This is a genomic window from Nonomuraea sp. NPDC049480 (genome assembly GCF_044465905.1).
Lineage (GTDB): Bacteria > Actinomycetota > Actinomycetes > Streptosporangiales > Streptosporangiaceae > Nonomuraea.
Genome location: NZ_JBITMD010000003.1, coordinates 383,534 through 406,042, shown reverse-complemented (window position 1 = coordinate 406,042; position 22,509 = coordinate 383,534). Strand labels below are relative to the sequence as shown.

Genomic DNA, 22,509 nt, shown 5'->3' with positions numbered 1-22,509 from the left:
CCGCCGGACGCCGCATGGCGTCGTCCGGCGGTCGCGCGACGGCGGGGAATCAGAACTTGAGCCACCACCCGTCCATGTAGCCCGTGTCGCCTGCGGTGATGTCCTCGACCCGTAGCTTCCACGTCCCGTTCGCCGGTGACGAACTCGCGTCCACGGGATAGAGCTCGTGGATGATGTCGCCGCTGTCCTTGGGGTCCGTCGCGCGCAGCGGGTACACCGTGCCGTTCGGGCTGATCAGATCGATCTTCAGATCACCCACCCAGGTGTGGTGGATGTCCGCGTAGACCGTCACCTTGTCGTGGACGTTCCCCGGGAACCACCCGACGACCGAGATGGGAACCTCGATGACGCCGCGGTCGGGGAGGTCGTGGTCATCCCAGTTCTCGAAGAAGGGGAAGTCCATCGTCCAGCCGTCGATGATTCCGGTGTCGCCGGTATAAGCGTCCTCGACGCGCAGCTTCCAGGTCCCGTTCGGCGTCGCCACCGTACTGGCGTCCACCCGGTAGGTCTCGTCGATGACGTCGCCGTCGCTGGGGGAGGATCCCTGCAACTCGTGGACCGTGCCGTCCGGGCTGATCAGGTCGAGCTTCAGATCGCCCACCCAGGTGTGCTCGATGTAGACGTAGACGTGCACGTGCGCGGGCGCGTTGCCGAGCAGGCCGCTCACCTGGATCGGCGACTCCGCACGGCCCGGCTCTGGAATCTTGTAGTCGGTCCAGTTGGCGAAGTACCTCGACCACTGGCCGTTCTCCGGCTCGGTCGTCGGGGTCGGCGTGGAGGTGGGAGTGGAGGTGGGCGTGGAGGTCGGGGTGGACGTGGGGGTCGGGGTCGGCGTGGGGGTCGGCTGGGTGAGGGCGGCGGCGTCCAGCTGGAGCCTGGGAGTGCTGGCGGTCGTGTAGGTGATCGGCTTGCCCGTGGTCCTCATCCGGGAGACGAGCTCGCCGATGCCGGTGCCAGGGAACTTCTGACGGAGTACGGCCAGCGCTCCGGCCACATGCGGAGCGGCCATCGAGGTGCCGCTCATCGTTCCCCACTTGGCGGCGGGAACCGAGGAGAGGATCCCGGTACCGGGAGCCAGCAGGTCCAGCAGGGGACCTCGGTTGCTGAAGGTGGAGACGGCGTCGTCATCGGTGGTGCTGCCCACCGTGACGGCCGAGGAGACGCAGGCGGGGGCGGTGACCGCGGCGCCGTACCCGTTGTTCCCGGCCGCGATCACCGTGGCCACGCCCATCTCCAGCAGGATGTCGATGACTTCCTTGCGCACGTCCTCCTCGCAGGCCGCGCTCCACTGGCCACCGCCGAGGCTCAGGTTGGCGGCCACCACCGGGACGCCGGACTCCTTGAGCTCCATGACCTTCTCCAGGGCGAGGAGCTGAGCACTGGTGAAGCTCAGCACGCACGGCGCGGCACCCGCGCCGCAGAAGTCCTCGGTGTCGAACTTGCTGAACACCTGGATCGCGACCAGCTGGGCGCCGGGGGCCACGCCGGCCGGCGGGGCTCCGCTGACGTTCGCGCCGTTGCCGACGGCGATGCCGGCGACATGGGTTCCGTGGTCGCAGTCGAGGTTGGCGGCCGCGCACGGCCCCTGATCGGAGTCGGCCGCTCCGGCCCCCTCCTGCTCTTCCTCACCGTCGGGGCAGAGGCTGGAGGCGCCGTAGTCCTCGTCGACGGGAGAGAAGCAGGCCTCGGCGACCACCCGGCCGGCGAGGAACGGGTGGGTGCGCGCCACCCCGGTGTCCAGGACGGCTACCGCGCTGCCGGTGCCGGTCAGGCCCGCGGTCCTGGTCTTGTCGGCGCCGATCAGGGGGATGCTCTGGGCGAGGACCGGCGGGACGGGGACGTCCTCGGTGACGCTCACCACACCGGCCTGCGAAGCCAGGCGGTCCAGGCCGGCCGCGTCGACCCGCATGGTGACCACGGGAAGGCGCGAGAAGGTCGCCAGGGTCGTGCCGGCGGCGGCCGCGTCCAGAAGCTGGCCCCGGGACTTGGTGAGCACGTTGACGCGGACCTTGCGGTTGCCGGTCGTCTTCTTGCGGAGTACGGGATCGATGGTGGAGGGCTCTGAGGGCTTTACGGCTTTTGTGGCTATGTCGGTAGGGTGTGGCGTCGGGGTTGCCGACGCAGCCTGGGCGCCCATGAGCGCCGTGACGGTTAACGCCAGAATGATGGCCAGAGACCTTTTCATGGCAGTGTTTCGCCTTATCTATCCGAACCTGTGGCGTTATCGGATCCGTGGGCCGCGGAGCAGCAGCCACAACAGCCAGGCCTGGAAGACGCCGCATCCCACCAGCGCGATGAGAAGGACATCGCCTTCCAGGACGTTCTCCCCGATGCCGAAAAGCCGCGGAAGGAGGACCAGCAGCGAGGTGGGCAAGGTGATGACCATCAGCACCACGGCCGGCCCGATGGGAGCGCCGGACGTCACGGAGACGTACTCCGCGACTCCCGCCGTGACCACCACGACGGCGAGATAGGAACCGGCGGCCGGCGCCGCTCCCCTGCCGTTCCTGTGTCTGCGGATCCTCGTGCCGATCCAGCTCATCCGGACCTCCGTGAAGGGACCGGACGGCGGTCGCCCGCCGTCCGGTCATGGGTGGCCTGCTTCTAGGGGCGCGAACCCCGAGTCGCGTCCGCACCCTTCTTGGGCTTACCGGCCAGCACGCCGACCCGGTAGACGGCGGCCAGCTGAAGGCAGCCGACGCGCGCGGCCTTCGAGTACTTGGGGCAGGTCTTCTTGGCGAGCGTGGTGAAGAACAGGTTGTCCACCTTGGACTTCTTGTTCCGGTCGAGGTACCACCTGTAGCCCTTGTAGGTGTTCCCGATCAGGCCGTAGCCGTAGTCGTGCATGTCACAGGCCACCCGGAAGTCGAACTTCCAGAACAGGTACCGGGGCTTGTCCGGCGATCCCGTGCAGTGGTCGTAGGTGATGCCGACAACTTGGAATCCGGTGGGGGTGTTCTTGAATTGCGGATTGCGCCAGCCGTAGTGCGCGGCCCAGGACGAACAGCCCTTCTTCGTGTACCACAGCCAGTTCTCGACGGTGGCGCAGCGACTGGGGGAGTTGAGAATCCCGTCGATGTCGGGGTTGGTGAAGTCGGCGGGGTCCGGTCCGGTGACGTTGGGGTCGTATACCGCCCCTGTCGGCCCCGCCAGCTCGTCGCCGGCGGACGGGCGGTCGGGCTCGGTGTTGGTCACGACTGGGGCGGCGCTGTTCGCCGGGAAGGACATGTCCCAGGCGCCCAGCTGGAGGGAGTCGATCTCGGCCAGGCGGCCGTACGGGTCGTAGGCGTAGGTCTCGTCGGGAGTGCCGCTGCTGGGGTCGCTCGTCGAACGCAGCCAGCCTGACAGGTCGTAGTCGAAGCTGGCCACGGTCTTCGGCGCCTCGGAGCCGGAGACGAGCGTGATCGCCTTGATCTGGCCGGCGTAGTCGCCGAAGGAGCCGGAGGTGGCCGTCGTGGTGGTCGCGTAGTGGAACGTCACCGTCTCTTCGGGCTTGTCACCGGCGGCAGGCTCCTTGATGGTGCTGATGCGCGCGTAGGGGTCGTAGGTCAGCGTGGTCGTGCCGAACGCGCTGGTCCCGAGGCCGGCGACACGCCAGTTGTCGCCCTGGAGCGTGCCCAGCTTGGTCCAGGTGTAGGTGAGGCTCACCGCGGCCGCGCTGAGCGGCGCGCCATTGTCGTCGGCGAAGGTGTCGTCGCCCTCGTCCGTGTCCAGGCTCGTCGCGAGGGTCTCCACGATCGTGGTGCGCAGCTCTCCGGCAGTCGTGTCCCACTTGGTGGTCTCCGTGATCTTGGAGCCGTCGGAGGCCTCGTACTTCTGCACCCCGCCGCCCGAGGGAAAGGAGACGCTGCTGGTCAGCGCGTAGCGGCTGGATGTCCCGCCGTCCAGCTCGGTGACGACGATGGCGCCGTTCTGGACCTCCAGCTTCCGGGCGATCGTGCCGCCGAGGAAGTCCGCCTGCCAGCCGGGGCCGAAGACGCCCAGTTCGGGGCGTGACGCGGGGGCGGATTCCGGCTTGGCCAGGCCGCCGTCCACGACGGTCACGTCGTGACGCCGGCCGATCGCGCCCGCCGCCACGTCCATTTCGTGCAGTTCGTAGGCTTTGGATTCGGGGAAGTAGAGGCCAGGGCCGATCTCCTGGACCGGGACCGTCGGCGCGTCTTCGACGGTATTGGCGGATGCCGGCGCGGCCAGCAAGGGGAGCAATGCCATCGCGACAGCGGTGGCTAACGGTAACCGGCGCAAGCGCATCTCCTAACAGGTACTTCTCGGTGTTCTTCCGTGATCGTGGCGGCCCTGCCTGGCAGGCGGATGGCAGCTGGGTGGCACCGAATGAAAGGGACTTCCCGACACGGATTGACTCGCCCGGTTTGGCTGATCATTGTGTGATTGATCACAAAAGTTCGGCATTGTGCCATGCGCTTATGGCGTCTGGCTGGCAACCCGATGGCACCGGAGGTGAGCAGTAGGTGGAAATCAAACTGCTTGGCCCACTGGAGATCCGCGGCGACCGGGACATGCTGATACCGGTCACCTCCGCCAAACAGCGCATCGTCCTCGCAGCGCTCGCGTTCCGCCTCGGCGAGGTCGTCCCCGTCGAGCACCTCGTGGATTGCCTATGGGACGGAGAGCCGCCCCTGACGGCACGGGAAACCGTGCACAGCCACGTCATGCGCCTGCGCAAGCTCCTCGCGACGCCGCAGGTCCTCATCACCCAGCCAGGGGGTTACCTGCTGAACGTGGACAAGTGCGACGTGGACACGGCGCAGGTTCAGCGCTTGCGCGCGCGAGCCGCCCAGGCGGCCGCGAACCTGGACCAGCAAGGACAGTCGGCGTTGCTCCGGGACGCGCTCGCCCTGTGGCGAGGCGAACCGCTGACCGGCATCGATTCCGAAGTGCTGCGAGCGCACTACGTCCGCGTGTGGGAGGACGCCTGGTGCCAGATGAGGGAGGAATGCGCCGACGCCGAACTCGCGCTGGGCCGGCATGCCTCTCTCGTCGGCGAACTGCGCTTCCTTGTCGCCAGCCACCCCTTGCGAGAACGGTTCCACGGTCAGCTCATGCTGGCGCTGAACGCGTCAGGCCAGCGCGCCGAGGCCCTGAAGGTCTATCAGGAAGTCCGGCGCGTGCTGATAGAGGAGCTGGGCATCGAACCGGGCGAATACCTCCGCGACGTTCACCGGCAGGTTCTGAACGCTTCGTCAGAGCCCGCGCCCGTGTTCCCTGCCCTGTTGCCTCTGGACGTCTACGGATTCGTCGGACGCGCCGCCGAGTTGGAGCGGCTCGACGCCATCCAGGCCGCCGCCGCCGAGCAGCCCACCGCCGTGGTCGTCACCGTGTTGTCGGGAGCGGCCGGCGTGGGCAAGACGGCCTTGGCCGTACATTGGGCACACCGTGTCTGTAATCGTTTCCCGGACGGCCAGCTGTATGTCAATCTCCGGGGCTTCGACCCGACCGGATCGCCGATGAGTCCCGCCGAGGCGATGCGAAGCCTCCTGGAGGCGCTGGGCGTGTCGCCCGAGCGGGTGCCGGCCCGCCTCGACGCCCAGACCGGCCTCTATCGGAGCCTGCTCGCCGGGCACCGGGTCCTGATCGTGCTCGACAACGCCCGTGACTCCGGGCAGGTTCGTCCACTCTTGCCGGGTTCACCGGGCTGTCTGGTCCTGGTGACCAGTCGCAGCCAGCTCCCCGGCCTCGTGGCGAAGGAAGGCGCCCACCCGCTGTTCCTCAAGCTGCTGCCCGTCCCGGACGCCCGCAAGCTGATGGCCAAGCGTCTGGGCGCGAACCGGGTGGTCGACGAGGCGGACGCAGCGGAGGAGATCATCAGGCGCTGCGAACGCCTCCCCCTGGCCATCGCCATCGTGGCGTCCAGGGCGGCGAGCAACCCCGACGTCTCCCTGTCCGCTCTGGTCTCCGAACTGGACGACGCCTACCTGGACGTTTTCGACGGCGGCGAACCGATGACGCAAATTCGCACGGTGTTCTCCTGGTCCTATCACGCGCTCACCCCCGACACCGCCCGGCTGTTCCGCCTGATCGGTTCCCACCCCGGCCCCGGGATCACCGCCCCGGCCGCGGCCAGCCTGGCCGGCATGTCCCTCGCCCAGGCACGTCCCCTGTTATCCGAGCTGACGCGCACGCACCTGCTCACTCAGCACGCTCACGGCCGTTACGTCTTCCACGACCTGCTCCGGGCCTACGCCGCCGAGCTCGCGAGCGCCCATGAGGTCGAGTCCGAACGGCAGGCCGCCCTCCATCGGCTGCTCGACCACTATGTGCACTCCGCCCACCACTCGGCTCGGCTGCTCAACGTCCATCAGAGTCCTCCGCTCCTGGCGCCACCCCAGGCCGGGGTCGTCGTATCGGCGCCGGCCGATCACGGGCAGGCGTTGGAATGGTTCAAGACCGAGCATCCGGTCCTGATGGCGGCCGCCTCCCTTGCCGCCCAAACGGGGTTCGACACCCATTTGTGGCAACTCGCATGGATTTTGAATGATTTTCTGGACCGTCAGGGGCGATGGCGTGAACAGACTGAACTTCAGGAGCTGGGTCTGGAAGCCGCCCGCCGTACCGGCGACAAGATGGGACAGGCACACGCCTACCGGAACCTCGGGTGGGCTCTCACCAAGCTGAGCCGCTACGACGACGCCCTTGGACATTTCCAGTCCGCGCTCCAGCTGTACGGTGACTTGGGCGACCTCACCGGCAGCGCGCACACGCACGGGAACATGTCGGGAGTGCTCGAACGGCAGGGGCGTTACCGGGAGGCGCTCAGCCACGCCGAACAGGCGCTTGATCTCTACCGGCGGACCAATCACCAGGCCGGGCAGGCGAGGGCGCTCAACGCGGTCGGCTGGCACTACACGCTGCTCGGGGAGCATCCCAAGGCCCTCGCCTACTGCCGGCGGGCCCTCGACCTGCAGTCCACGACGGGCGACCTGCACGGGCGAGCAGCGACATGGGACAGCCTGGGGCATATCCATCATCATCTTCAGCAGTACGAGCAGGCCATCGACTGTTACCAGCAGAGCCTCGAGTTGTTCCGCCACGCGGGTGACCGGTGCAGTGTGGCGGGAACGCTCACCCGATTAGGTGACAGCCACCAGAAGCTGGGTGAGGATGAGGTCGCCCGGCTGATCTGGGGCGACGCGTTACAGATCTTCGAAGAACTCGAACATCCCGACGCCCAGCGGGTCACGGCGAGGCTCGCGGGACTGTCGGACTGGGGTTCCGTCGTTCATGAGCACATCACCCGATCGGCTGGTTTGCCCTTGTGACCAGGCGAGCGGGGCCCTTGGCTGCCGGCCTACCTGGTGACCAGACGGTCGCCCCCGGCGACGGCGTTCGGCTCGAACATCAGTTCAGGTGTTTCGGCCGAAACACCTGGACAGTGTGCAGCTTCCTGCACACTCTGGCGCCATTGATCGCTCCATTGCCTCCCGAGGGCCCACGACAACGGTCGTCGACACACCCGTCCCGTCGGAATGCGGGTCGGGCTTTGGCGGCGGAAGCCGCCGGTTATCGAAGGAAGAAGTTGAGAAGAGCGTCGGTACGCTTCCCGAAGGGGGCATACAGGAGGCGGGCGGCGTTCCAGCGGCCTTGCACGAAGATGCCCTTGGGGTGGCTGAGCGTCCGGAAGCCCTCGATCCCGTGGTATTGGCCCATCCCGCTCGCGCCGACGCCGCCGAACGGAAGGTCGTCCTGCCCGACGTGCATGATGGTGCCGCTGATGGTGACGTTGCCGGAGGTCGTGCGGTCGAGCACCTTGCGCCGGTCCGTGTCGTCTTTGCCGAAGTAGTAGAGCGCGAGCGGTCGTGGTCGTGCGTTGACGTAGTCGATGACATCGTCGATGTCGCGGTAGGGGAAGATCGGGAGGATGGGGCCGAAGATCTCCTCGTGGGCGATCCGCATCTCGTCGGTGACGCCGAGCACGACGGTCGGTGCGAGGGTGTGCGGGCGGTGGACGGCCTCGCCCGGCCGGTGGCCGACCTCGATGATCCGTGCTCCGCGGTTACGGGCGTCGTCGATCAGGTCGGTGAGGATCGCGTACTGCTTGTCGTTGATGATCGAGGTGTAGTCCTTGCTGGTCGGACCGTCGGGGTAGGCGGCCTTCACCAGTCTGTCGTAGCTGTCGATGAAGGTGTCGATCTCGGATTCGTGCACCAGGGCGTAGTCGGGGGCGATGCAGGTCTGCCCGCCGCTGAGGAGTTTGCCGAAGACGATGTCGGACACGGTCCGGTCCCGTACGTATCCCTTGGCGACGATGGTCGGAGACTTGCCGCCCAGTTCCAGCGTGACGGGGACGAGGTTCTCTCTCGCCGCCTTCATCACGGCTCGTCCGACTTCGGTGCTTCCGGTGAAGACGAGATGATCGAAGGGCAAGGAGGAGAACGCGGAACCCTCGCCGCTGACGATCGTGACCTGCTCTTGTGGGAAGACCTCGCTCAGCATCGACGCGAGCACGGTGTTCGTCGCCGGGGTGAACTTCGACGGTTTGAGCATGACTCGGTTGCCGGCGGCGATCGCGGTGACGACCGGCATCAGCGACAGGTTGACGGGATAGTTCCACGGTGAGATGACCCCGACCACTCCGAGCGGCTGGTATTCGATGCGGTTGGTGCCGAAACGCATGTGCCAGGCGGTGTGGCGGCCGGTCGGGCGCATGAATCGACGGAGATTGCGCTCCAGGTAGTCGATGCCCTGAACGACGCCCCCGACCTCCATCATCGCGGTCTCGTGTCGCGAGCGATTTCCGAAGTCGGTGTTGATCGCCTCCTCGATGGCGCTCCGCCGGGCGATCAGTGCCGCCTTGAACCTGCTCAGATCGCTGCGCCGCGCCGCCAGTGAGGGCGCTCCGTCGCGGAGATGGGCGGCGCGCTGAACGGCGAGGATGTGACCGAAGCGCTCCGCGTCCGTGGGCTGTGGGGTGACTTCTGTGATGGTCATGATGTTGTTCCTTTGCTGCTGGTGGAGGCGACGGAGGAGCAGCGCCCGCTAACGGCGGGCCATCCGGCCCATGAACCGGACGATCAGGCGGCGCGGCAGGAACTTGCCGGCGAGGGCGAGCGGGCGGCCGTTGGTGATCACCGACGGGGGCGCGGAGCGGCGGTCGAGCGTGTCGAGGGCCGTCTTGACGACGTCGGCGGGGGTGGCTCGCTTGGCGCCGTAGTCGGCCGTCTGGCTGCCGGCGGCGTCGAAGAACTCGGTCTGCATGGCGCCGGGGCACACGGCGAGGACGCGTAGACCGGTGTCGTGGTTCTCTTCCCACAGTGACTCGGTGAAGCTGAGGACGAAGGCCTTGGTGGCGCCGTAGACACTCATGTACGGGGTCGGCTGGAAGCCCAGCAGGCTCGCGACGTTGATCAGGACGCCGGTGTCGCCGGAGGCCAGCGGGCCGATGTAGGCGCGGCTGAGGTCGACCAGCGCGCTGACGTTCAGCGCGATCATGCTCTGCAGGCGGTCCGGGTCCTCATCGGTGAGGGCGTCGTGAGTGCCGAAGCCGGCGTTGTTGACGAGTCCGGTGGCGTAGATGCCGCGGGATTCGAGTTCGGCACGCAGCGTGCGGCCGGCGTCGGGCAGGCCGAGGTCGCGGGCGACGGCGGTCACCGTTACGCCGTGGGCGCGGGTGAGCTCGTCGGCCAGGTTCTTGAGCCGGTCCGCCCGGCGGGCGACAAGTACGAGATCCGAGCCGCGACGGGCCAACTGGCGCGCGAATTCCGCGCCGAGCCCGGAGCTCGCTCCAGTGACGATGACGGTCTGGCGGCGATAGTCAATTTTGCTCATGGCGTGCACTCTACGCACGCTCTTGCACTGAGTGCAAATGCTTGCGTTGCATGAATAGATGTACCATCGGTGCATGGCCCAGAAACCGACACCTCTTCGGGAACAGACCCGCTCGATGGTTCGCGCGCTACTCGCCCGAACCGCCCTCGAACTGTTCGCCGCCAAGGGGTACGCCGACACGACACTCGAGGAGATCGCCGCCGCGGCGGGTGTCTCCAAACGGACCCTGTTCAACTACTTCCGCAACAAGGAAGACCTCGCGCTCAACGGCCTGTCCGAGCAGGGGGAGTTGATCGCCGCGCGGCTCGCCGAGCGCCCGGCCGACGAGGACCCGTGGACGTCGCTGCGTGCGGCGTTCCAGGTGCTCGAGGAGATCGACCTCACGGCCGAGCGCCGGCTCGAGATGATCACGCTGCTGTTCGGCAATGAATCCCTGCGCGCCGGCCACGCCGAGAAGCAGGCTCGCTGGCAAGACCTGTTCGCGCCGCTGATCGAGCCGCGACTGCCCGACTCCGACCGCCGCACCCTGCAGGCGCGCGCGATCGCGGCCGCGGCGATCACCTGCCTTCAGGCGGCAACAGAAGAGTGGATGCGCCTGGGCGGACGGGTCGACCAGTTCGACCTCTACGACGCGGCCGTGCAGGCGATCCGCCGTCCCGCCTCACAACCAGAGAAGAAGATGACGTGACCGATCGTCTGCCCGCGGCGGACCTGCCGAACATGGTCGCCGCCCTCCGCGCCGAACGCGCCGAGATGCTGAACTTCGCCAGCAGCCTCACCGACGACGAATGGACCGCGCCCAGCGCCGCAACTGGATGGCGCATCGCCGACGTCGTCGCCCACATCGGTGCGACGGCGCGGAGCTTCTACACACCCGCCGGGCTGCGCACGATCTTCGCCGCCAGCCTCGAACAGGTGAACGAAGACCCCGTCGACCGACGGCGAGACTGGAGCCGTGCCGATGTGATGGCCGAGTACCAACGCGCCAGCCGGCGAGCCACCACGCTCCTCGACGTCGTGAGACGCACGCCCGCCACCCGAGCGCGGCTACCGCTGGCCGAACTCGGTCGCCACCCCATGGGGCTGATGATCGGCGGCGCACTTGTCTTCGACCATCACACGCACCTGCGCCACGACATGGCCCCAACGCTCGGCCGGCCCGTGCCGCCCACCGATGCCGACAGGATGCGCGCGGTCCTGACGTGGATGATCGCCGTACTGAGCAATCAGGTCGCGCAGGCGCCAGTCGCCGGGCTCGACGCCCGCGTCGCACTGACTCTCACCGGCCCCGGCGGCGGGACCTGGTGGATGGACGAGGCAGGCGGCCTGGCTCCATCCAACGGCGCGGTCGCCGCGCACGTCACCGCCCCCGCGCTGACCTTCCCCGACTGGGGCACGCAGCGGTCGTCCTGGCGCGACAGCGACGTGACGGTCACCGGCGACTTCGAGCTCGCCACCCGCTTCCTCGACGCCGTCAACGTCATCTGATCGGGGCACGGGAAGCCCGCCTCAGGCAGCCCCGGACCGCTTGTTCGCTCCTTCCGGTGGCGGCGAGTTCTGGCCGGGGCGCCTCGGCTTCGAGCACACTCCGGCCGCTCCAGACGTGGTGGTCGAGCTGGACGTTGACACCGCTTGGGAGCACGGGCGGTTTCGTCACGGCGCGCGGTATCTCCGGCTGAGGCCGGATCTGCGGCCCGCAGACGTCTGGACCTGGGCGCTGACCTGTGCCCACCCGCCCATGCGGCATGGCGACGCCTCATCGCAACGGCCCATCGCTGATCGATCGCCTCTCCACACGCTCGAATACCTTCGCGCCGGACCCCACCATGCTCGGCATGCTGCGGTCTATCTGCCTGACGTGGCTGACAGACCTCCAAGCGGCTGACCAGCCAGTTCGCTGACAACCCCAGATAATCCGCGCCGCTCCCCCGTCAAGGGGCGTCCGTGAGCGGAGTGGCCCGGGCGGGCCGAACCCCGGTGCGAGCGTTGCGGTATTCCTCCACGACCAGATTGGTGAGCTCCTTCAGGGAGGTCTGGGCGGTGGGTTTGTCGAAGGTGATGCTTCCGTGCTGGAGGAGGTTGACCCGGTCGCAGACCTCCAGGACCTGGGCGTAGTTGTGGGCGATGATGATGATGGAGACCTCGCCGCGGGATTTGAGATCGCGGACCAGGTCGAGGATCTGTACACCCTCTTTCGCGCCCATGGCGGCCAGCGGCTCGTCCAGCAGGAGGATTGTGGAGCGGGAGTAGACGGAGCGGGCCACGGCGATGGCCTGGCGTTGGCCGCCCGACAGTTTGGCCACTTCCACATCCACCGACGGGATGGTGACGCCCATGTCGGTGAGGTGTTCTCGGGCCAGCCTGCGCATTTTGCGGTTGTTCAGCAGGCAGCCGAAGACCACCGGCTCGCGGTTGAGAAACATGTTGTGGTAGACGCTCAGCTCGTTGATCAACGCCAGGTCCTGGTAGACGGTGTCGATGCCGAGCGAGCGGGCGTGGTCGACGGATTTGAAGGACACCTCTTCGCCGTCGAGCAGGATGCGGCCGGTGTCGGGCTGGTGGAAGCCGCAGATGATCTTCATGAGGGTGGACTTGCCGGCGCCGTTGTCGCCGATCAGGCCGAGGACCTCGCCTTTGGCGAGGCGGATGTTGACGTCGCGGAGCGCGGTCACCGTGCCGAAGCGTTTGGAGATGTGCTCCACACGCAGCACGTCAGCGGGGGTGCCGGCGTCGGCAGAGCTCATGTCGTCTTGCCCGCCCTTCTCAGCCGGCTCAGGTACACGTTGGCGATCATCGCCAGGAGGATCGAGCCTCCGAGGATCAAGAAGTACGGGTTGGCGGAGATGCCGATCAGGTTGAAGCCGTTCTGAAGCTCGGCCAGCACCAGGGCGCCCAGGGCGCCGCCGATGATCGTGCCGGAGCCGCCGGCGAGGGCCGTGCCGCCGATGACCGCCGCGGAGACCGCGGTGAACATCAGGCCGGTGCCGCCGCCGAGGTTGGGGTCGATGGTGTGAACCCGGAACGCCTCCAATATCCCGGCGAAAGCTCCCAAGGTGCCCGCAATCATGAAATTTCCGATCTTGATGCGTCCTGCCCGGACGCCCGCCTCCCGCGCCCCCAGCAGGTTCCCGCCCACGGCGATCGTGTGCAGCCCCCACCGCGTACGCGTGAACAGCACGTGGAAGAACGCCACGATCACCAGAGCCCACACCAGATGCGCCCAGCCGGCCGCCCCCAGCCACTGCCCGATCTGGTTGTCCACCGACGCGGGGATCTCGGCCGGATAGGCGCCGGACGTGGTCAGCACGATCCCGGTCACCAGGTAGAAGGTGCCCAGCGTGGTGATGAACGAGGGCACCTTCAACACGACCGTGACCAGCCCGTTGCCCAGCCCGATGACCGTGCCGGTCAGCAGGGCGAGCAGGATCGCCGGGACGCCCGGCAAGCCCCAGAAGTCGATCGCGTAGTGCATCATGAACGGCGCCAGCGCCGCCACCACCCCGACCGACAGATCGATCTCGCCGCTGACCAGCAGCAGCACGATGCCGCAGGCGACGATGGCGCCCGGGGCGGCCGCCTGGGTGATGTTGACCATGTTGTCGGACGTCAGGAACGCCCCGGAGGCCGAGGCGAAGTAGGCCCCCAGCGCCAGCGCCACGACCAGCACGCTCGCCTCGCGCCGCCGCAGGAACTCGTCCCTGATCCGCCGCAGGATCCAGGTCGCGCCGCGCCGCGCCCCGTTCGGCACGGGCCGTCCGGTCACGTCCGCGGGCGCCGGCGACTCGCGGATGTCATCGCTGATGTCGGGCACGTCACCCTCCTCATCGACTGCTCCTCATCGGCTGCATGGGGTACGGCTTGCGCCACGCCCGCAAGCCGTACGTCGCTGATTCCGATCAACGTTTTCTAGGAGGCGCGGGCGATGGCCCCGGACCGTTCGATCAGCTTCTGGGCGGTGTCGGAGCCTTCGAAGCGGGTCTTGGTGGTCTGGTACGGCCCCACGTTGTCCTTGGTCACGAAGAGCAGACCGGTGTTGGTCTCCGACGGGAACAGCAGCCCGCCCGACAACTTGTACAGGTAGAGGTAGAGCACCGGCAGGAATCCCTGCAGATACGGCTGCTGGTCGATGGTGTAGTCGAGATCGCCGTTCTTGATGGCCGTCAGCGTCTCGGGCACCAGGTCGAAGCCGCCGGCCACCTTGAGCCCTTTCGAGCGCATGTTGTACTTCTTGACGACCTGCCCGATCGACTGCGTCGACCCGGCGTCGACAGCGAGCATCCCGGCCAGGTCGGGGTGCCCCTGAGCGTACGCGTCGATGATCGACAGTCCCCTGGTGACGTCGGCGTTCGTCCCGACCGACTCGAACGTGATCGCCTTGCCCGAGTCCTTGATCGCCTGCGCGGCGCCGTCGATTCTGGGCTGGATGTTCAGCGCGCCCGGGGTGGCGATGAACCCCACCACGTCGCCGGAGTCCACCTGCTGCAGCGCCCGCCGGCCGAGGGCGTACCCGGACTCATAAAGCCCCTGTCCGATGTACGACAGCCGGCTGGTCCCCTTGTCCTCACGGGCCCCGTCGGCGTTGTAGGACACGACCGGAATGCCGGCGTCCAGGGCGCGGTTGACGGGCTCCTCGAAGGCCGCCTTGTCCACCACCGCCACCGCCAGCCCATCGGCCTTGGCCGAGATGGCGGTGTTGGTCGCGTTGACCATCTCGGCCACGATCGAGTCCTTGGACCCGGTCCACTGGAAGTCGGTACCGAGCAGCGCGCACGCGTCCTGGGCGCCGTACTGGGTGGGGGTGAAGAACGGGTTGGTGGTGACGTGGCAGACGAAGACGAACTTCCACTTGGGCGTGGACGGGAAGTCGCCGGCGCCGGCCGCCGCCGCGGTGCCGCCTGAGGCGGCGGGCTGCTTGCCGCCCGAGTCGCCGGAGCATGCGCTGAGCAGCGCGGTCGCCGCGGCTGAGGCGCTGACCAGGCCCGCCCCCGTCAGGAGCCGACGACGCGCGACGCGGTTCAGGTTGAGGGTGTCGAGGGCCTCCTCGACCTTCGGATGGATGTCTTTCATGATCCTGCCTCATGAGATCGGCGGGGGATGGGGGTGTTCTTCTCACCCGGCTGTCACACCGTGGAGAACGCGTAGATCGTCGTGGTCCGGTAGACGTCGCCGGGCCGCAGCACGGTCGAGGGGAAGTTCTTGCGGTTGGGCGAGTCCGGGAAGTGCTGCGACTCCAGAGCGAAGCCCGACCGCTTCGGGTAAGAGCGGCCGCCGGTGCCGCGCAGCGTGCCGTCCAGGAAGTTGCCCGAGTAGAACTGCAGGCCGGGCTGGTCGGTGATGACCTCCAGCACGCGCCCGCTGTCCGGCTCGACGACCCTGGCCGCCACCTCGAGGCCCTGCCCGCGGCTGTCGAGGACGTAGTTGTGGTCGTACCCGCCGCCCCGCACCATCTGCTGGTTCCTGCTGTCGATGCGCTCGCCGATCGCGGTGGGCTCGCGGAAGTCCAGCGGCGTCCCGCCCAGCCGGGCGATCCTTCCGGTGGGGATGAGCGTCTTGTCGACCGGCGTGTAGCGGGAGGCGTTGATCTGCAACTCGTGGCCGAGGATCCTGCCGTTGCCCTCACCGCGCAGGTTGAAGTACGCGTGGTTGGTGAGGTTGACGATCGTGGGCCTGCTGGTGGTGGCGCGGTAGTCCATCCGGATCCGGTTGTCGCCGGTCAGCGTGTAGACGACCTTGGTCCGCAGCGTCCCCGGGTAGCCCTCCTCGCCGTCCGGGCTGGTGTAGGTCAGCACGAGCCCCACGCTGTCGTGCCGTTTGAACGGCTCGGCCTTCCAGATGCGCTTGTCGAAGCCCTTGACGCCGCCGTGCAGGTGGTTGGGGCCGTCATTGGCAGCCAGCCGGTACCTCTTGCCGTCCAGGGTGAACCGCCCCTTGGCGACGCGGTTGGCGTATCGGCCGGTGATGCAGCCGAAGTACGGACTCTTCTTGACGTAGTCGGACAGGTTGTCGAACCCGAGCGTCACGTTGGCGAACTCGCCCCCGCTGCCGGGAACCTCGATCGACTGCAGGATGCCGCCGTAGGTGAGGATCTTCACCCGCATCCCGCCGGAGTTCCGCAGCGTGTAGACGTCGATCTTCTTGCCGTTGGACAGGGTCCCGAAGTGCTTCTTGCTGATGCTCGGCCCGCCGCCCGCGGCCTGCGCCGGCGGCACGGTCGTCAGGCTCAGCGCCAGGGCGGTTACGGCCACGAGGACGACCCTGACGGCCGTGGCGAGTGTGTTGCGGATGCGGGTGCTGGGGGGCATGGACGATCTCCCTTCAGATGCGCCGATCCACGTCATCGTCGGCAGGTCACGGACCGGCGGCACCCCTGGCGCCCAGGGCCCGCGCCCGAGCGGAGAGATGTCCATGTCCGTGGTGCCCAGGCGCCTCAGGTTGCTGTGGGCCATATGTCACCTGGCGATCGGGTCCGGTCGCGTCAGCAGTTGCGAGCCATCTGACTCCATCCGGTGAGCCGGTGACTCCTGGGTTACGAGATGAAAACGATTGTATGCAATCGTATTCATCATCGGTTACGTTCCCATCGGCAGGGGGTCACGTCAACACCCGGTCCACTCCGAAGAGAGGAGCCTGGCAAATGAGGACCCATCCCAGCTGGCCTGTCCGGGCGGCCGCGGCGGCGCTGTTGCTCGCAACCGCCGCCTGCGGCCAGGAGGAGCCGCCCCCCGCGCCCAGTCAAGCGCAGGCGGCGACAACCACATGTGCCGGCAAAGGCGCCCTGACGATGTGGGAGCGCTCAGGCGGCAACAAGCAGATGGTGGACATGCTGGTCGAGGCATGGAACACCAAGAACCCCGACTGCAAGATCAATCTGACCTACATCCCCCACACCGAGATGGTGGGGAAGATCGCCCAGGGTGTCGCCTCGGGCGACGTGCCCGATCTGATGGGCATGGACCTGATCTACGCCCCGCAGTTCGAAAAGGAACAGCAGCTGGTCGACATCACCGACCAGATCAAGGATTGGCCCGAGCTGAAGACCGCCAGCAAAGGGCACATGACGGTGGCGACCTACGAGGACCGGCTCTTCGGCGTGCCCCTCTATGCGGACGTGTCCGCCCTCTTCTACAACAAGGATCTCTTCACCCGGGCCGGGCTCGACCCGGACAAGCCGCCCACGAGCCTGGCCGAGCTGCGTAGTTACGCCGACAAGATCACCGCTCTGGGCGGTGGCGTCAAGGGCTACTACCTGCCCGGCAACTGCGCCGGCTGCAACATCTTCACCGTCGGTCCGCTGATGTGGGCCTCGGGGGCCGAGATCGAGGCGGCGGGTCCCGGAGACGAGCCGCTGGTCGGCGACGGAGTCAAGCAGGTGCTGCAGTTCACCCGCGACATGGTCAAGGCCGGCAACGTCCCCGAAGGAGGCCGCCCGGAGAACGGCGAGACGTTCCATCTCCAGTTCGGCTCCGGCAAGGTGGGCATGATGGGCACCGGCAACTTCAACATCACGCTGGCGCGCCAGCAGAATCCGAAGATGAACTTCGGCATCGGCCTGCTGCCCGGGGTGGCGCCGAACTCCTCGGCCTCCTTCATCGGCGGCGACCTGGTGGTGATCCCCAAGGGGAGCAAGCGGGTCAACGACGCGGTCAACGTGATGAAGTTCCTGCTCTCCGACGAGGTACAGGTCGAGGTTTACGCCAAGGCGCTCAACCTCACCACGCGAACCGACATGGTGGACAACAAGTACTTCACGGCCGAGCCCCTGGTGCGCGACGTGGCCAAAGCGCTCACGGTGGGCCGCACGCCGTACACGGTCACGTTCTTCGAGCAGATCAACTCGCCGCAGGGGCCGTGGCTGAAGATGCTGCAGCGCGCCTATTACGGCGACGACGCTCTCGACACCGTCATCGCCGACGCCAAGAAAGAGATGAAGGCCATCGCAAGCCGGTCGTAGACCCGGCTTGCGATGGGAGGGAAATCCTCGCCGACGTCCACCGGGCGGCCCCATCGCCCGGTGGACGCCTCACTCACCCAGAGGAGCTGTCATGCGCCACGGCCCACGCGGCCGCCTGGTGGGACTCGCCTACCTGGCACCGGCTCTGCTCTTCGTGCTCACCTTCACCGCCTATCCCCTGCTGCAGATGGCCTGGATGTCGTTGCACAACTGGTCCCTGCTGTCCCCGCCGAGATTTGTCGGGCTGGCGAACTACGAGCGGGCTTTCGACGACACCCAGTTCTGGGTCTCCTTCCGCTTCACCCTGCTCTACACCCTGCTCATCACTCCGTTCCTCATCGTCGGCGGCTACCTGCTGGCGCTGCTCACCGCCCGGAACACCGTCCTGCGCCGGGTCACCCGCACGGTGGTCTTCGTCCCGGTCGTGATCGGTCTCGGGGTGTCGAGCCTGCTCTGGTACTGGCTTTTCAGCGCCGATTTCGGCCTGGTGAACCAGGGCCTGCTCGATCTGGGGATCATCGACAAGCCCGTGCTGTGGCTGGGCGTGGACGCGGGCGTCTCCAACTTCGCGATCAGCGTCTCCGTGGTCTGGAAGGTGATCGGCTTCGGGATGATCCTTTTCGTCGCCGCGATCCAAGCCGTGCCGGCGGACGTGGTCGAGGCCGCCCTCGTCGACGGGGCGAGCCTGCGGCAGCGGGTCACCCGGGTGATCCTGCCGTTGACCCTGCGCACCGTCCTGCTGGTGACCCTGGTGAGCGTGATCGGCTCGCTGCTCGCCTTCGACCAGTTCTACATCATGACCGCCGGTCAGCCGGGCAATGAGACGGCGACATCGGTCTTCTACATCTACCTGAATTCCTTCCCCTACCTGAAACTCGGGTACGGTGCCGCCCTGTCGATGATCCTGGCCTTCACGATCCTCGTCTTCACCGTGATCCAGCTGCTGCTGACCCGCCGGAGCCACCCATGAAGGGACGCGGAAGGTATCTGGTGGCGGCGGGTTGTCTCACCGTCTGCACCGTCATGCTGATGCCGCTGGCGATGTCGATTCTCGCCTCGGTGAAGCCGACCGAAGAGGCGGCCGCCTCTCCCCCGACCTACTTCCCGCACGGGCTCAGCGTCGACAGTTATACGCGTCTGTGGAATTACCAGGAGGGCCTGCTGGTCTATCTCGCCAACAGTCTGGGCACGGCGTTGCTGGCCATCGTGCTCACGCTGCTGCTGACCGTTCCCGCGGCCTACGCGCTGGCGCGCTTCCCCATCCCGGGCAAAGAGGTCATCTTCGTGGTGTTGCTGCTCGCGCTGATCATTCCCTACCAGGCCCTGCTCACGCCGATGTTCCTCATGTTCGCGAAGATCGGCCTGACCAACTCGCTGCTCGGCCTCGCGATCCTGCACACCGCCATCCAACTGCCCTTCAGCCTGTACGTGCTGCGCAACAGCTTCAGCGCCGTGCCGAGGGAGCTGGAGGAAGCGGCCATCATGGACGGTTCCTCCACGTGGGAGGCGTTGCGCTGGGTCTTCATCCCCGCGGCCGTGCCCGCGATCGTCACCACCGCGCTCTTCGCCTTCATCACCTCGTGGAACGAGTTCCTCGGCGCGCTGGTGATGATGAGCCGCAGCTCCACGTTCACCCTGCCGCTGATCCTCGCCACGTCGAGGACGGAGACCAGCCTCGGCGGCACGGACTGGGGCATGCTGCAGGCCGGCGTCACCATCTCGATCATCCCGTGTGTCCTCGTCTATTTCCTGCTTCAGCGGTACTACGTGTCGGGTCTGATGAGCGGAGCCATCAAATGAACGCAGGCAGCGTGTGGCCGGCCGCGGCGGCGAAACCTCGGCTGAGCCCGATAGAAGGGTCCGAAGTGGAGATCGTCGGCGGGTTCTGGGCGCGGCGGCAGCGGCTCAACCGCGAGAAGACGATCCCGCATGGCTTCGACCGGCTCCAGCACTGCGGAGCGCTGGGCAACCTCCGTCTGGCCGCCGGCGGGCAGGGACGGTATCAGGCCGAGGCCGACAGCGGCGGCGCGACCCTCCCGTTTCTCGACTCCGACGTCTACAAGTGGCTCGAAGCCGTCGGCTGGGAACTGGCTCGTGGCGCGGATCCGGGTCTCACCGCCGCGGCGGAGGAGGCGATCGGGGTGGTGGCCGCGGCGCAGCGGCCCGACGGCTATCTCAACAGCTTCGTCCAGGTGGTCAAGGGTGGCGTCCCCTATGGTGATCTGGCCTGGGGGCACGAGTTCTACTGCGTGGCACACCTGATCCAGGCCGCGGTCGCCTGGCACCGAGGCCTCGGCGACGACCGGCTGCTCACTGTCGCCACGCGCGCCGTGGCCCATGTCGACGCCGAGTTCGGCGCGCAGGGCAGACCTGGCGTCGATGGACATCCGGGGATAGAGATGGCGCTCGTGGAGCTCGCCCGGGTCACAGGTGAGGAGCGCCACCTCAAGCTCGCCGAGCGGATGCTCGGGCTGCGCGGGCACGGACTGATCGGTCAGGGGCGCTTCGGGCCCGAGTACTGGCAGGACCATGAGCCCGTGCGCGAGGCGGCGACCGTTGCCGGGCATGCCGTTCGCCAGCTCTATCTGGACTGCGGCGCGGTCGACGCCGCCGTGGAACTCGGCGATGACGAATTGCTCGCCGCCGTGCGGCGCCGCTGGAGCGATCTGACCCGCAGCCGGACCTACCTCACCGGCGGGACGGGCAGCCGGCATCGCGACGAGGCCTTCGGCGACCCCTACGAGCTGCCTCCCGACCGCGCCTACACCGAGACGTGCGCGGCCATCGCGAGCGTGATGCTGGCCTGGCGCCTCCTGCTCGCCACCGGCGAGCCGGAGTACGCCGACGCGATCGAGCGGGCCATGTACAACGGCGTGCTTTCCGGGATCTCGCTCTCGGGCGAGGAATTCTTCTACACCAACCCGCTGCAGCGGCGGACTCACCGCGCCGCGGAGCCGGCCGGGCACGGCCGGCGCGCCCCGTGGTACGCGTGCGCCTGCTGCCCGCCCAACCTCATGCGCCTGCTCAGCTCCTGGCACCACTACCTGGCCACAGGTGACGGGGGCGGCGTCCAGATCCACCAGTACGCGGACGCCGACCTGACGGTCGGAGACGTCCGCCTCGCGATCCGGACGGAGTACCCGTGGCAGGGCCGCGTCACCGTCCGCGTTCTCCAGACGCCGGACCGGCCGTGGACGCTCTCGTTGCGGGTACCGGCATGGAGCCGCTCGGCCACCGGCCCCGTGGTCCGGCATTCACGACAGTGGAACGCGGGCGACAGCGTCGTGCTCGACCTCGATCCGGTGATCCGGGTCAGCGTGCCCGACCGGCGCGCCGACGCGATCCGCGGGTGCGTCGCCCTGGAACGCGGCCCGCTGGTCTACTGCCTGGAAGCCGTTGACGCTCCGGCCGCGACGGAGCTGGAGGACCTGGCGTGGGACGGCGGCCGCCGGCCCCAGGAGGTGCCGCGGCCCGACATCGAGCCCGCGATGATCGGCGTCAACGTCCCGGTCGTCGACCTGAGCTCAACGCCGCCTGGCGAGAACCTCACCGCCGGCGCGATCCCCTACTTCGCCTGGGCGAACCGGCGGGTGGGGGCGATGCGGGTCTGGATCCCGGCGATCGGTGTCACCTCGGAGCCGGAGGTGCGGTCGAATCCCGCACTGTCAATGCCGGCTTGAAGACCTCGAGAGCCGGCCGGCGGTGGGCATCGGCCGGTTCCCGAGCCAGGCTGACCGCCTGCGTGACCGCGTGGCCGACGATCTCCGATATCGGCATCCGCACGGTGGTCAGCGCCGGCACGGTGTGCGCCGCCATGAGAATGTCGTCGAAGCCGACGACCGACAGGCGATCCGGCACGGTCACGCCCAAGCCGTGCGCGGCGTGCAGCACGCCCATGGCCACCACATCGGTCGAGGCGAAAACCGCCGTGGGCGGGTCGGGCCGGTCCATCAGGCGCCGCAGCGCGGCATCGCCTCCGGCCAGGGTGTTCGGGCAGCGCTCGACATAGCCCGGCGGCACGGTGCCGAACCGATCACGCATGAAATCGACATAGGCCTCCTCCCGCGCCCGATATTCATTGGGAAGCTCCGCGTGGACGAAGGCGATCCTCTCGTGCCCCAGGGACACCAGATGGGTCAGCCCGGCGCGGATGCCGTCCCGGTCGTCGGCGTCGACGGTCGGGAACTCGCGCGGGCTCGTGCCCGGCCAGAGCATGACCACCGGCACGATCGAGTTGCGCAGGTCGGCCAGGAGCTGCGGATGCTCCTGCATGTCACCGAGCAGCACCACCGCGTCGATGTGCCGGGTCTCCAGCACGGTGGTCAGCGAGACCGCCTCGTCGCCCGCCCGGACCGGCGCGTGGCCCAGCACCACGTTGTAGCCGTGCGCCATCGACTCGACCACGAGCGCCTCGATCACCCCGGCGAAGAAGAGGTCGCTGAAGTCGCGCACCACGGCGCCGATGAGGTTCGTCGACGCACCGCGCAGCCCGCGAGCCAGCGGGTTGGGGCGGTAGCCCAGCTCCCTGGCCGTACGCAGCACCCTCTGGCGGGTCTCCGGCGCGATGGGCACGGCGGTGGGCGCGCCGCTGAGGACACGCGACACGGTGCTCTGCGAGACGGCCGCCGCAGCGGCGATGTCACGCATGGTGGGCACGGACCGCTTGGCCGACTGGTCTTCAGACATTCAGGCCAGGCTATCGCATCACGATGCAGGCATACGATTTCGCCAGTCGCCCACCCAGCGTGCACCGGCGAGGACAGCGGTTCGCTGAC

17 protein-coding genes are annotated in these 22,509 nt (G+C 67.8%); 7 read left to right on the top strand and 10 right to left on the bottom strand.

Features of this window, described 5'->3' with window-relative positions; translation table 11 throughout:
• Nucleotides 1-49 precede the first annotated feature (49 nt).
• From ACIBX3_RS11600 to ACIBX3_RS11590, 3 genes are all read right to left on the bottom strand, one after another.
• The gene (locus ACIBX3_RS11600) at nt 50-2,185 is read right to left on the bottom strand and encodes a S8 family serine peptidase (protein WP_397115741.1); all 2,136 of its coding nucleotides are present in this window, start codon (nt 2,183-2,185) and stop codon (nt 50-52) included.
• A 36-nt stretch (nt 2,186-2,221) separates the two neighbouring features.
• On the bottom strand, nt 2,222-2,542 hold the full coding sequence (locus ACIBX3_RS11595) for an SCO4225 family membrane protein (protein ID WP_397115739.1): 321 nt from the start codon (nt 2,540-2,542) through the stop codon (nt 2,222-2,224).
• 62 nt (nt 2,543-2,604) lie between these two features.
• Nucleotides 2,605-4,212 carry a phospholipase A2 gene (locus ACIBX3_RS11590; RefSeq protein WP_397115737.1) on the bottom strand — a complete coding sequence of 536 codons (1,608 nt, stop codon included), beginning with the start codon at nt 4,210-4,212 and terminating at the stop codon, nt 2,605-2,607.
• 257 nt (nt 4,213-4,469) lie between these two features.
• On the opposite strand from ACIBX3_RS11590, the gene ACIBX3_RS11585 reads away from it, so the two are divergent.
• Nucleotides 4,470-7,277, top strand: coding sequence for a BTAD domain-containing putative transcriptional regulator (locus ACIBX3_RS11585; RefSeq protein ID WP_397115735.1), 2,808 nt, complete (start codon nt 4,470-4,472; stop codon nt 7,275-7,277).
• A gap of 241 nt (nt 7,278-7,518) precedes the next feature.
• On the opposite strand, the gene ACIBX3_RS11580 is transcribed toward ACIBX3_RS11585, so the two are convergent.
• Nucleotides 7,519-8,946 carry a coniferyl aldehyde dehydrogenase gene (locus ACIBX3_RS11580; protein WP_397115733.1) on the bottom strand — a complete coding sequence of 476 codons (1,428 nt, stop codon included), beginning with the start codon at nt 8,944-8,946 and terminating at the stop codon, nt 7,519-7,521.
• A 48-nt stretch (nt 8,947-8,994) separates the two neighbouring features.
• Nucleotides 8,995-9,783, bottom strand: coding sequence for an SDR family NAD(P)-dependent oxidoreductase (locus ACIBX3_RS11575; RefSeq protein ID WP_397115731.1), 789 nt, complete (start codon nt 9,781-9,783; stop codon nt 8,995-8,997).
• 73 nt (nt 9,784-9,856) lie between these two features.
• Between ACIBX3_RS11575 and ACIBX3_RS11570 the strand changes: the two genes are divergently transcribed.
• Complete coding sequence (locus ACIBX3_RS11570) at nt 9,857-10,471, top strand: TetR/AcrR family transcriptional regulator (protein WP_397115729.1); 615 nt, start codon at nt 9,857-9,859, stop codon at nt 10,469-10,471.
• The gene (locus ACIBX3_RS11565; RefSeq protein ID WP_397115727.1) at nt 10,468-11,271 is read left to right on the top strand and encodes a maleylpyruvate isomerase family mycothiol-dependent enzyme; all 804 of its coding nucleotides are present in this window, start codon (nt 10,468-10,470) and stop codon (nt 11,269-11,271) included. Before ACIBX3_RS11570 ends, ACIBX3_RS11565 begins: the two co-directional genes overlap by 4 nt.
• A gap of 443 nt (nt 11,272-11,714) precedes the next feature.
• Here ACIBX3_RS11565 and ACIBX3_RS11560 read toward each other — a convergent pair whose 3' ends face one another.
• The 4 genes from ACIBX3_RS11560 to ACIBX3_RS11545 all read right to left on the bottom strand — a co-directional run bounded on the left by ACIBX3_RS11560 (nt 11,715) and on the right by ACIBX3_RS11545 (nt 16,085).
• Entirely contained in the window at nt 11,715-12,527 is an 813-nt protein-coding gene (locus ACIBX3_RS11560) for an ATP-binding cassette domain-containing protein (RefSeq protein WP_397115725.1), read from the bottom strand.
• Nucleotides 12,524-13,594, bottom strand: coding sequence for an ABC transporter permease (locus ACIBX3_RS11555; protein WP_397115723.1), 1,071 nt, complete (start codon nt 13,592-13,594; stop codon nt 12,524-12,526). The genes ACIBX3_RS11560 and ACIBX3_RS11555 overlap by 4 nt, the downstream gene beginning before the upstream one ends.
• 95 nt (nt 13,595-13,689) lie before the next feature.
• Complete coding sequence (locus tag ACIBX3_RS11550) at nt 13,690-14,850, bottom strand: sugar ABC transporter substrate-binding protein (protein ID WP_397115721.1); 1,161 nt, start codon at nt 14,848-14,850, stop codon at nt 13,690-13,692.
• A gap of 53 nt (nt 14,851-14,903) precedes the next feature.
• On the bottom strand, nt 14,904-16,085 hold the full coding sequence (locus ACIBX3_RS11545; RefSeq protein ID WP_397115719.1) for an aldose epimerase family protein: 1,182 nt from the start codon (nt 16,083-16,085) through the stop codon (nt 14,904-14,906).
• A gap of 332 nt (nt 16,086-16,417) precedes the next feature.
• Here ACIBX3_RS11545 and ACIBX3_RS11540 point away from each other — a divergent pair, with 332 nt between their 5' ends.
• The 4 genes from ACIBX3_RS11540 to ACIBX3_RS11525 all read left to right on the top strand — a co-directional run bounded on the left by ACIBX3_RS11540 (nt 16,418) and on the right by ACIBX3_RS11525 (nt 21,414).
• Nucleotides 16,418-17,734, top strand: a complete 1,317-nt coding sequence (locus ACIBX3_RS11540; protein ID WP_397115717.1) for an ABC transporter substrate-binding protein — start codon at nt 16,418-16,420, stop codon at nt 17,732-17,734.
• A 91-nt stretch (nt 17,735-17,825) separates the two neighbouring features.
• Entirely contained in the window at nt 17,826-18,704 is an 879-nt protein-coding gene (locus ACIBX3_RS11535) for a carbohydrate ABC transporter permease (RefSeq protein WP_397115715.1), read from the top strand.
• Complete coding sequence (locus ACIBX3_RS11530; RefSeq protein WP_397115713.1) at nt 18,701-19,534, top strand: carbohydrate ABC transporter permease; 834 nt, start codon at nt 18,701-18,703, stop codon at nt 19,532-19,534. The genes ACIBX3_RS11535 and ACIBX3_RS11530 overlap by 4 nt, the downstream gene beginning before the upstream one ends.
• Nucleotides 19,531-21,414, top strand: a complete 1,884-nt coding sequence (locus ACIBX3_RS11525; protein WP_397115711.1) for a glycoside hydrolase family 127 protein — start codon at nt 19,531-19,533, stop codon at nt 21,412-21,414. The genes ACIBX3_RS11530 and ACIBX3_RS11525 overlap by 4 nt, the downstream gene beginning before the upstream one ends.
• Here the strand turns inward: ACIBX3_RS11525 and ACIBX3_RS11520 are convergent.
• Entirely contained in the window at nt 21,362-22,420 is a 1,059-nt protein-coding gene (locus tag ACIBX3_RS11520) for a LacI family DNA-binding transcriptional regulator (protein WP_397115709.1), read from the bottom strand. The genes ACIBX3_RS11525 and ACIBX3_RS11520 overlap by 53 nt on opposite strands.
• Between the last annotated feature and the right edge of the window lie 89 nt (nt 22,421-22,509).

What these genes read in the sequence shown, in the direction of transcription:
- ACIBX3_RS11540 (WP_397115717.1), top strand. Translation starts at nt 16,418, where the DNA reads ATGAGGACCCATCCCAGCTGGCCTGTCCGGGCGGCCGCGGCGGCGCTG.
- ACIBX3_RS11530 (WP_397115713.1), top strand. Translation starts at nt 18,701, where the DNA reads ATGAAGGGACGCGGAAGGTATCTGGTGGCGGCGGGTTGTCTCACCGTC.
- ACIBX3_RS11600 (WP_397115741.1), bottom strand. Translation starts at nt 2,185, where the DNA reads ATGAAAAGGTCTCTGGCCATCATTCTGGCGTTAACCGTCACGGCGCTC.
- ACIBX3_RS11520 (WP_397115709.1), bottom strand. Translation starts at nt 22,420, where the DNA reads ATGTCTGAAGACCAGTCGGCCAAGCGGTCCGTGCCCACCATGCGTGAC.
- ACIBX3_RS11525 (WP_397115711.1), top strand. Translation starts at nt 19,531, where the DNA reads ATGAACGCAGGCAGCGTGTGGCCGGCCGCGGCGGCGAAACCTCGGCTG.
- ACIBX3_RS11535 (WP_397115715.1), top strand. Translation starts at nt 17,826, where the DNA reads ATGCGCCACGGCCCACGCGGCCGCCTGGTGGGACTCGCCTACCTGGCA.
- ACIBX3_RS11550 (WP_397115721.1), bottom strand. Translation starts at nt 14,850, where the DNA reads ATGAAAGACATCCATCCGAAGGTCGAGGAGGCCCTCGACACCCTCAAC.
- ACIBX3_RS11575 (WP_397115731.1), bottom strand. Translation starts at nt 9,783, where the DNA reads ATGAGCAAAATTGACTATCGCCGCCAGACCGTCATCGTCACTGGAGCG.
- ACIBX3_RS11590 (WP_397115737.1), bottom strand. Translation starts at nt 4,212, where the DNA reads ATGGCATTGCTCCCCTTGCTGGCCGCGCCGGCATCCGCCAATACCGTC.
- ACIBX3_RS11560 (WP_397115725.1), bottom strand. Translation starts at nt 12,527, where the DNA reads ATGAGCTCTGCCGACGCCGGCACCCCCGCTGACGTGCTGCGTGTGGAG.
- ACIBX3_RS11570 (WP_397115729.1), top strand. Translation starts at nt 9,857, where the DNA reads ATGGCCCAGAAACCGACACCTCTTCGGGAACAGACCCGCTCGATGGTT.
- ACIBX3_RS11595 (WP_397115739.1), bottom strand. Translation starts at nt 2,542, where the DNA reads ATGAGCTGGATCGGCACGAGGATCCGCAGACACAGGAACGGCAGGGGA.
- ACIBX3_RS11580 (WP_397115733.1), bottom strand. Translation starts at nt 8,946, where the DNA reads ATGACCATCACAGAAGTCACCCCACAGCCCACGGACGCGGAGCGCTTC.
- ACIBX3_RS11545 (WP_397115719.1), bottom strand. Translation starts at nt 16,085, where the DNA reads ATGCCCCCCAGCACCCGCATCCGCAACACACTCGCCACGGCCGTCAGG.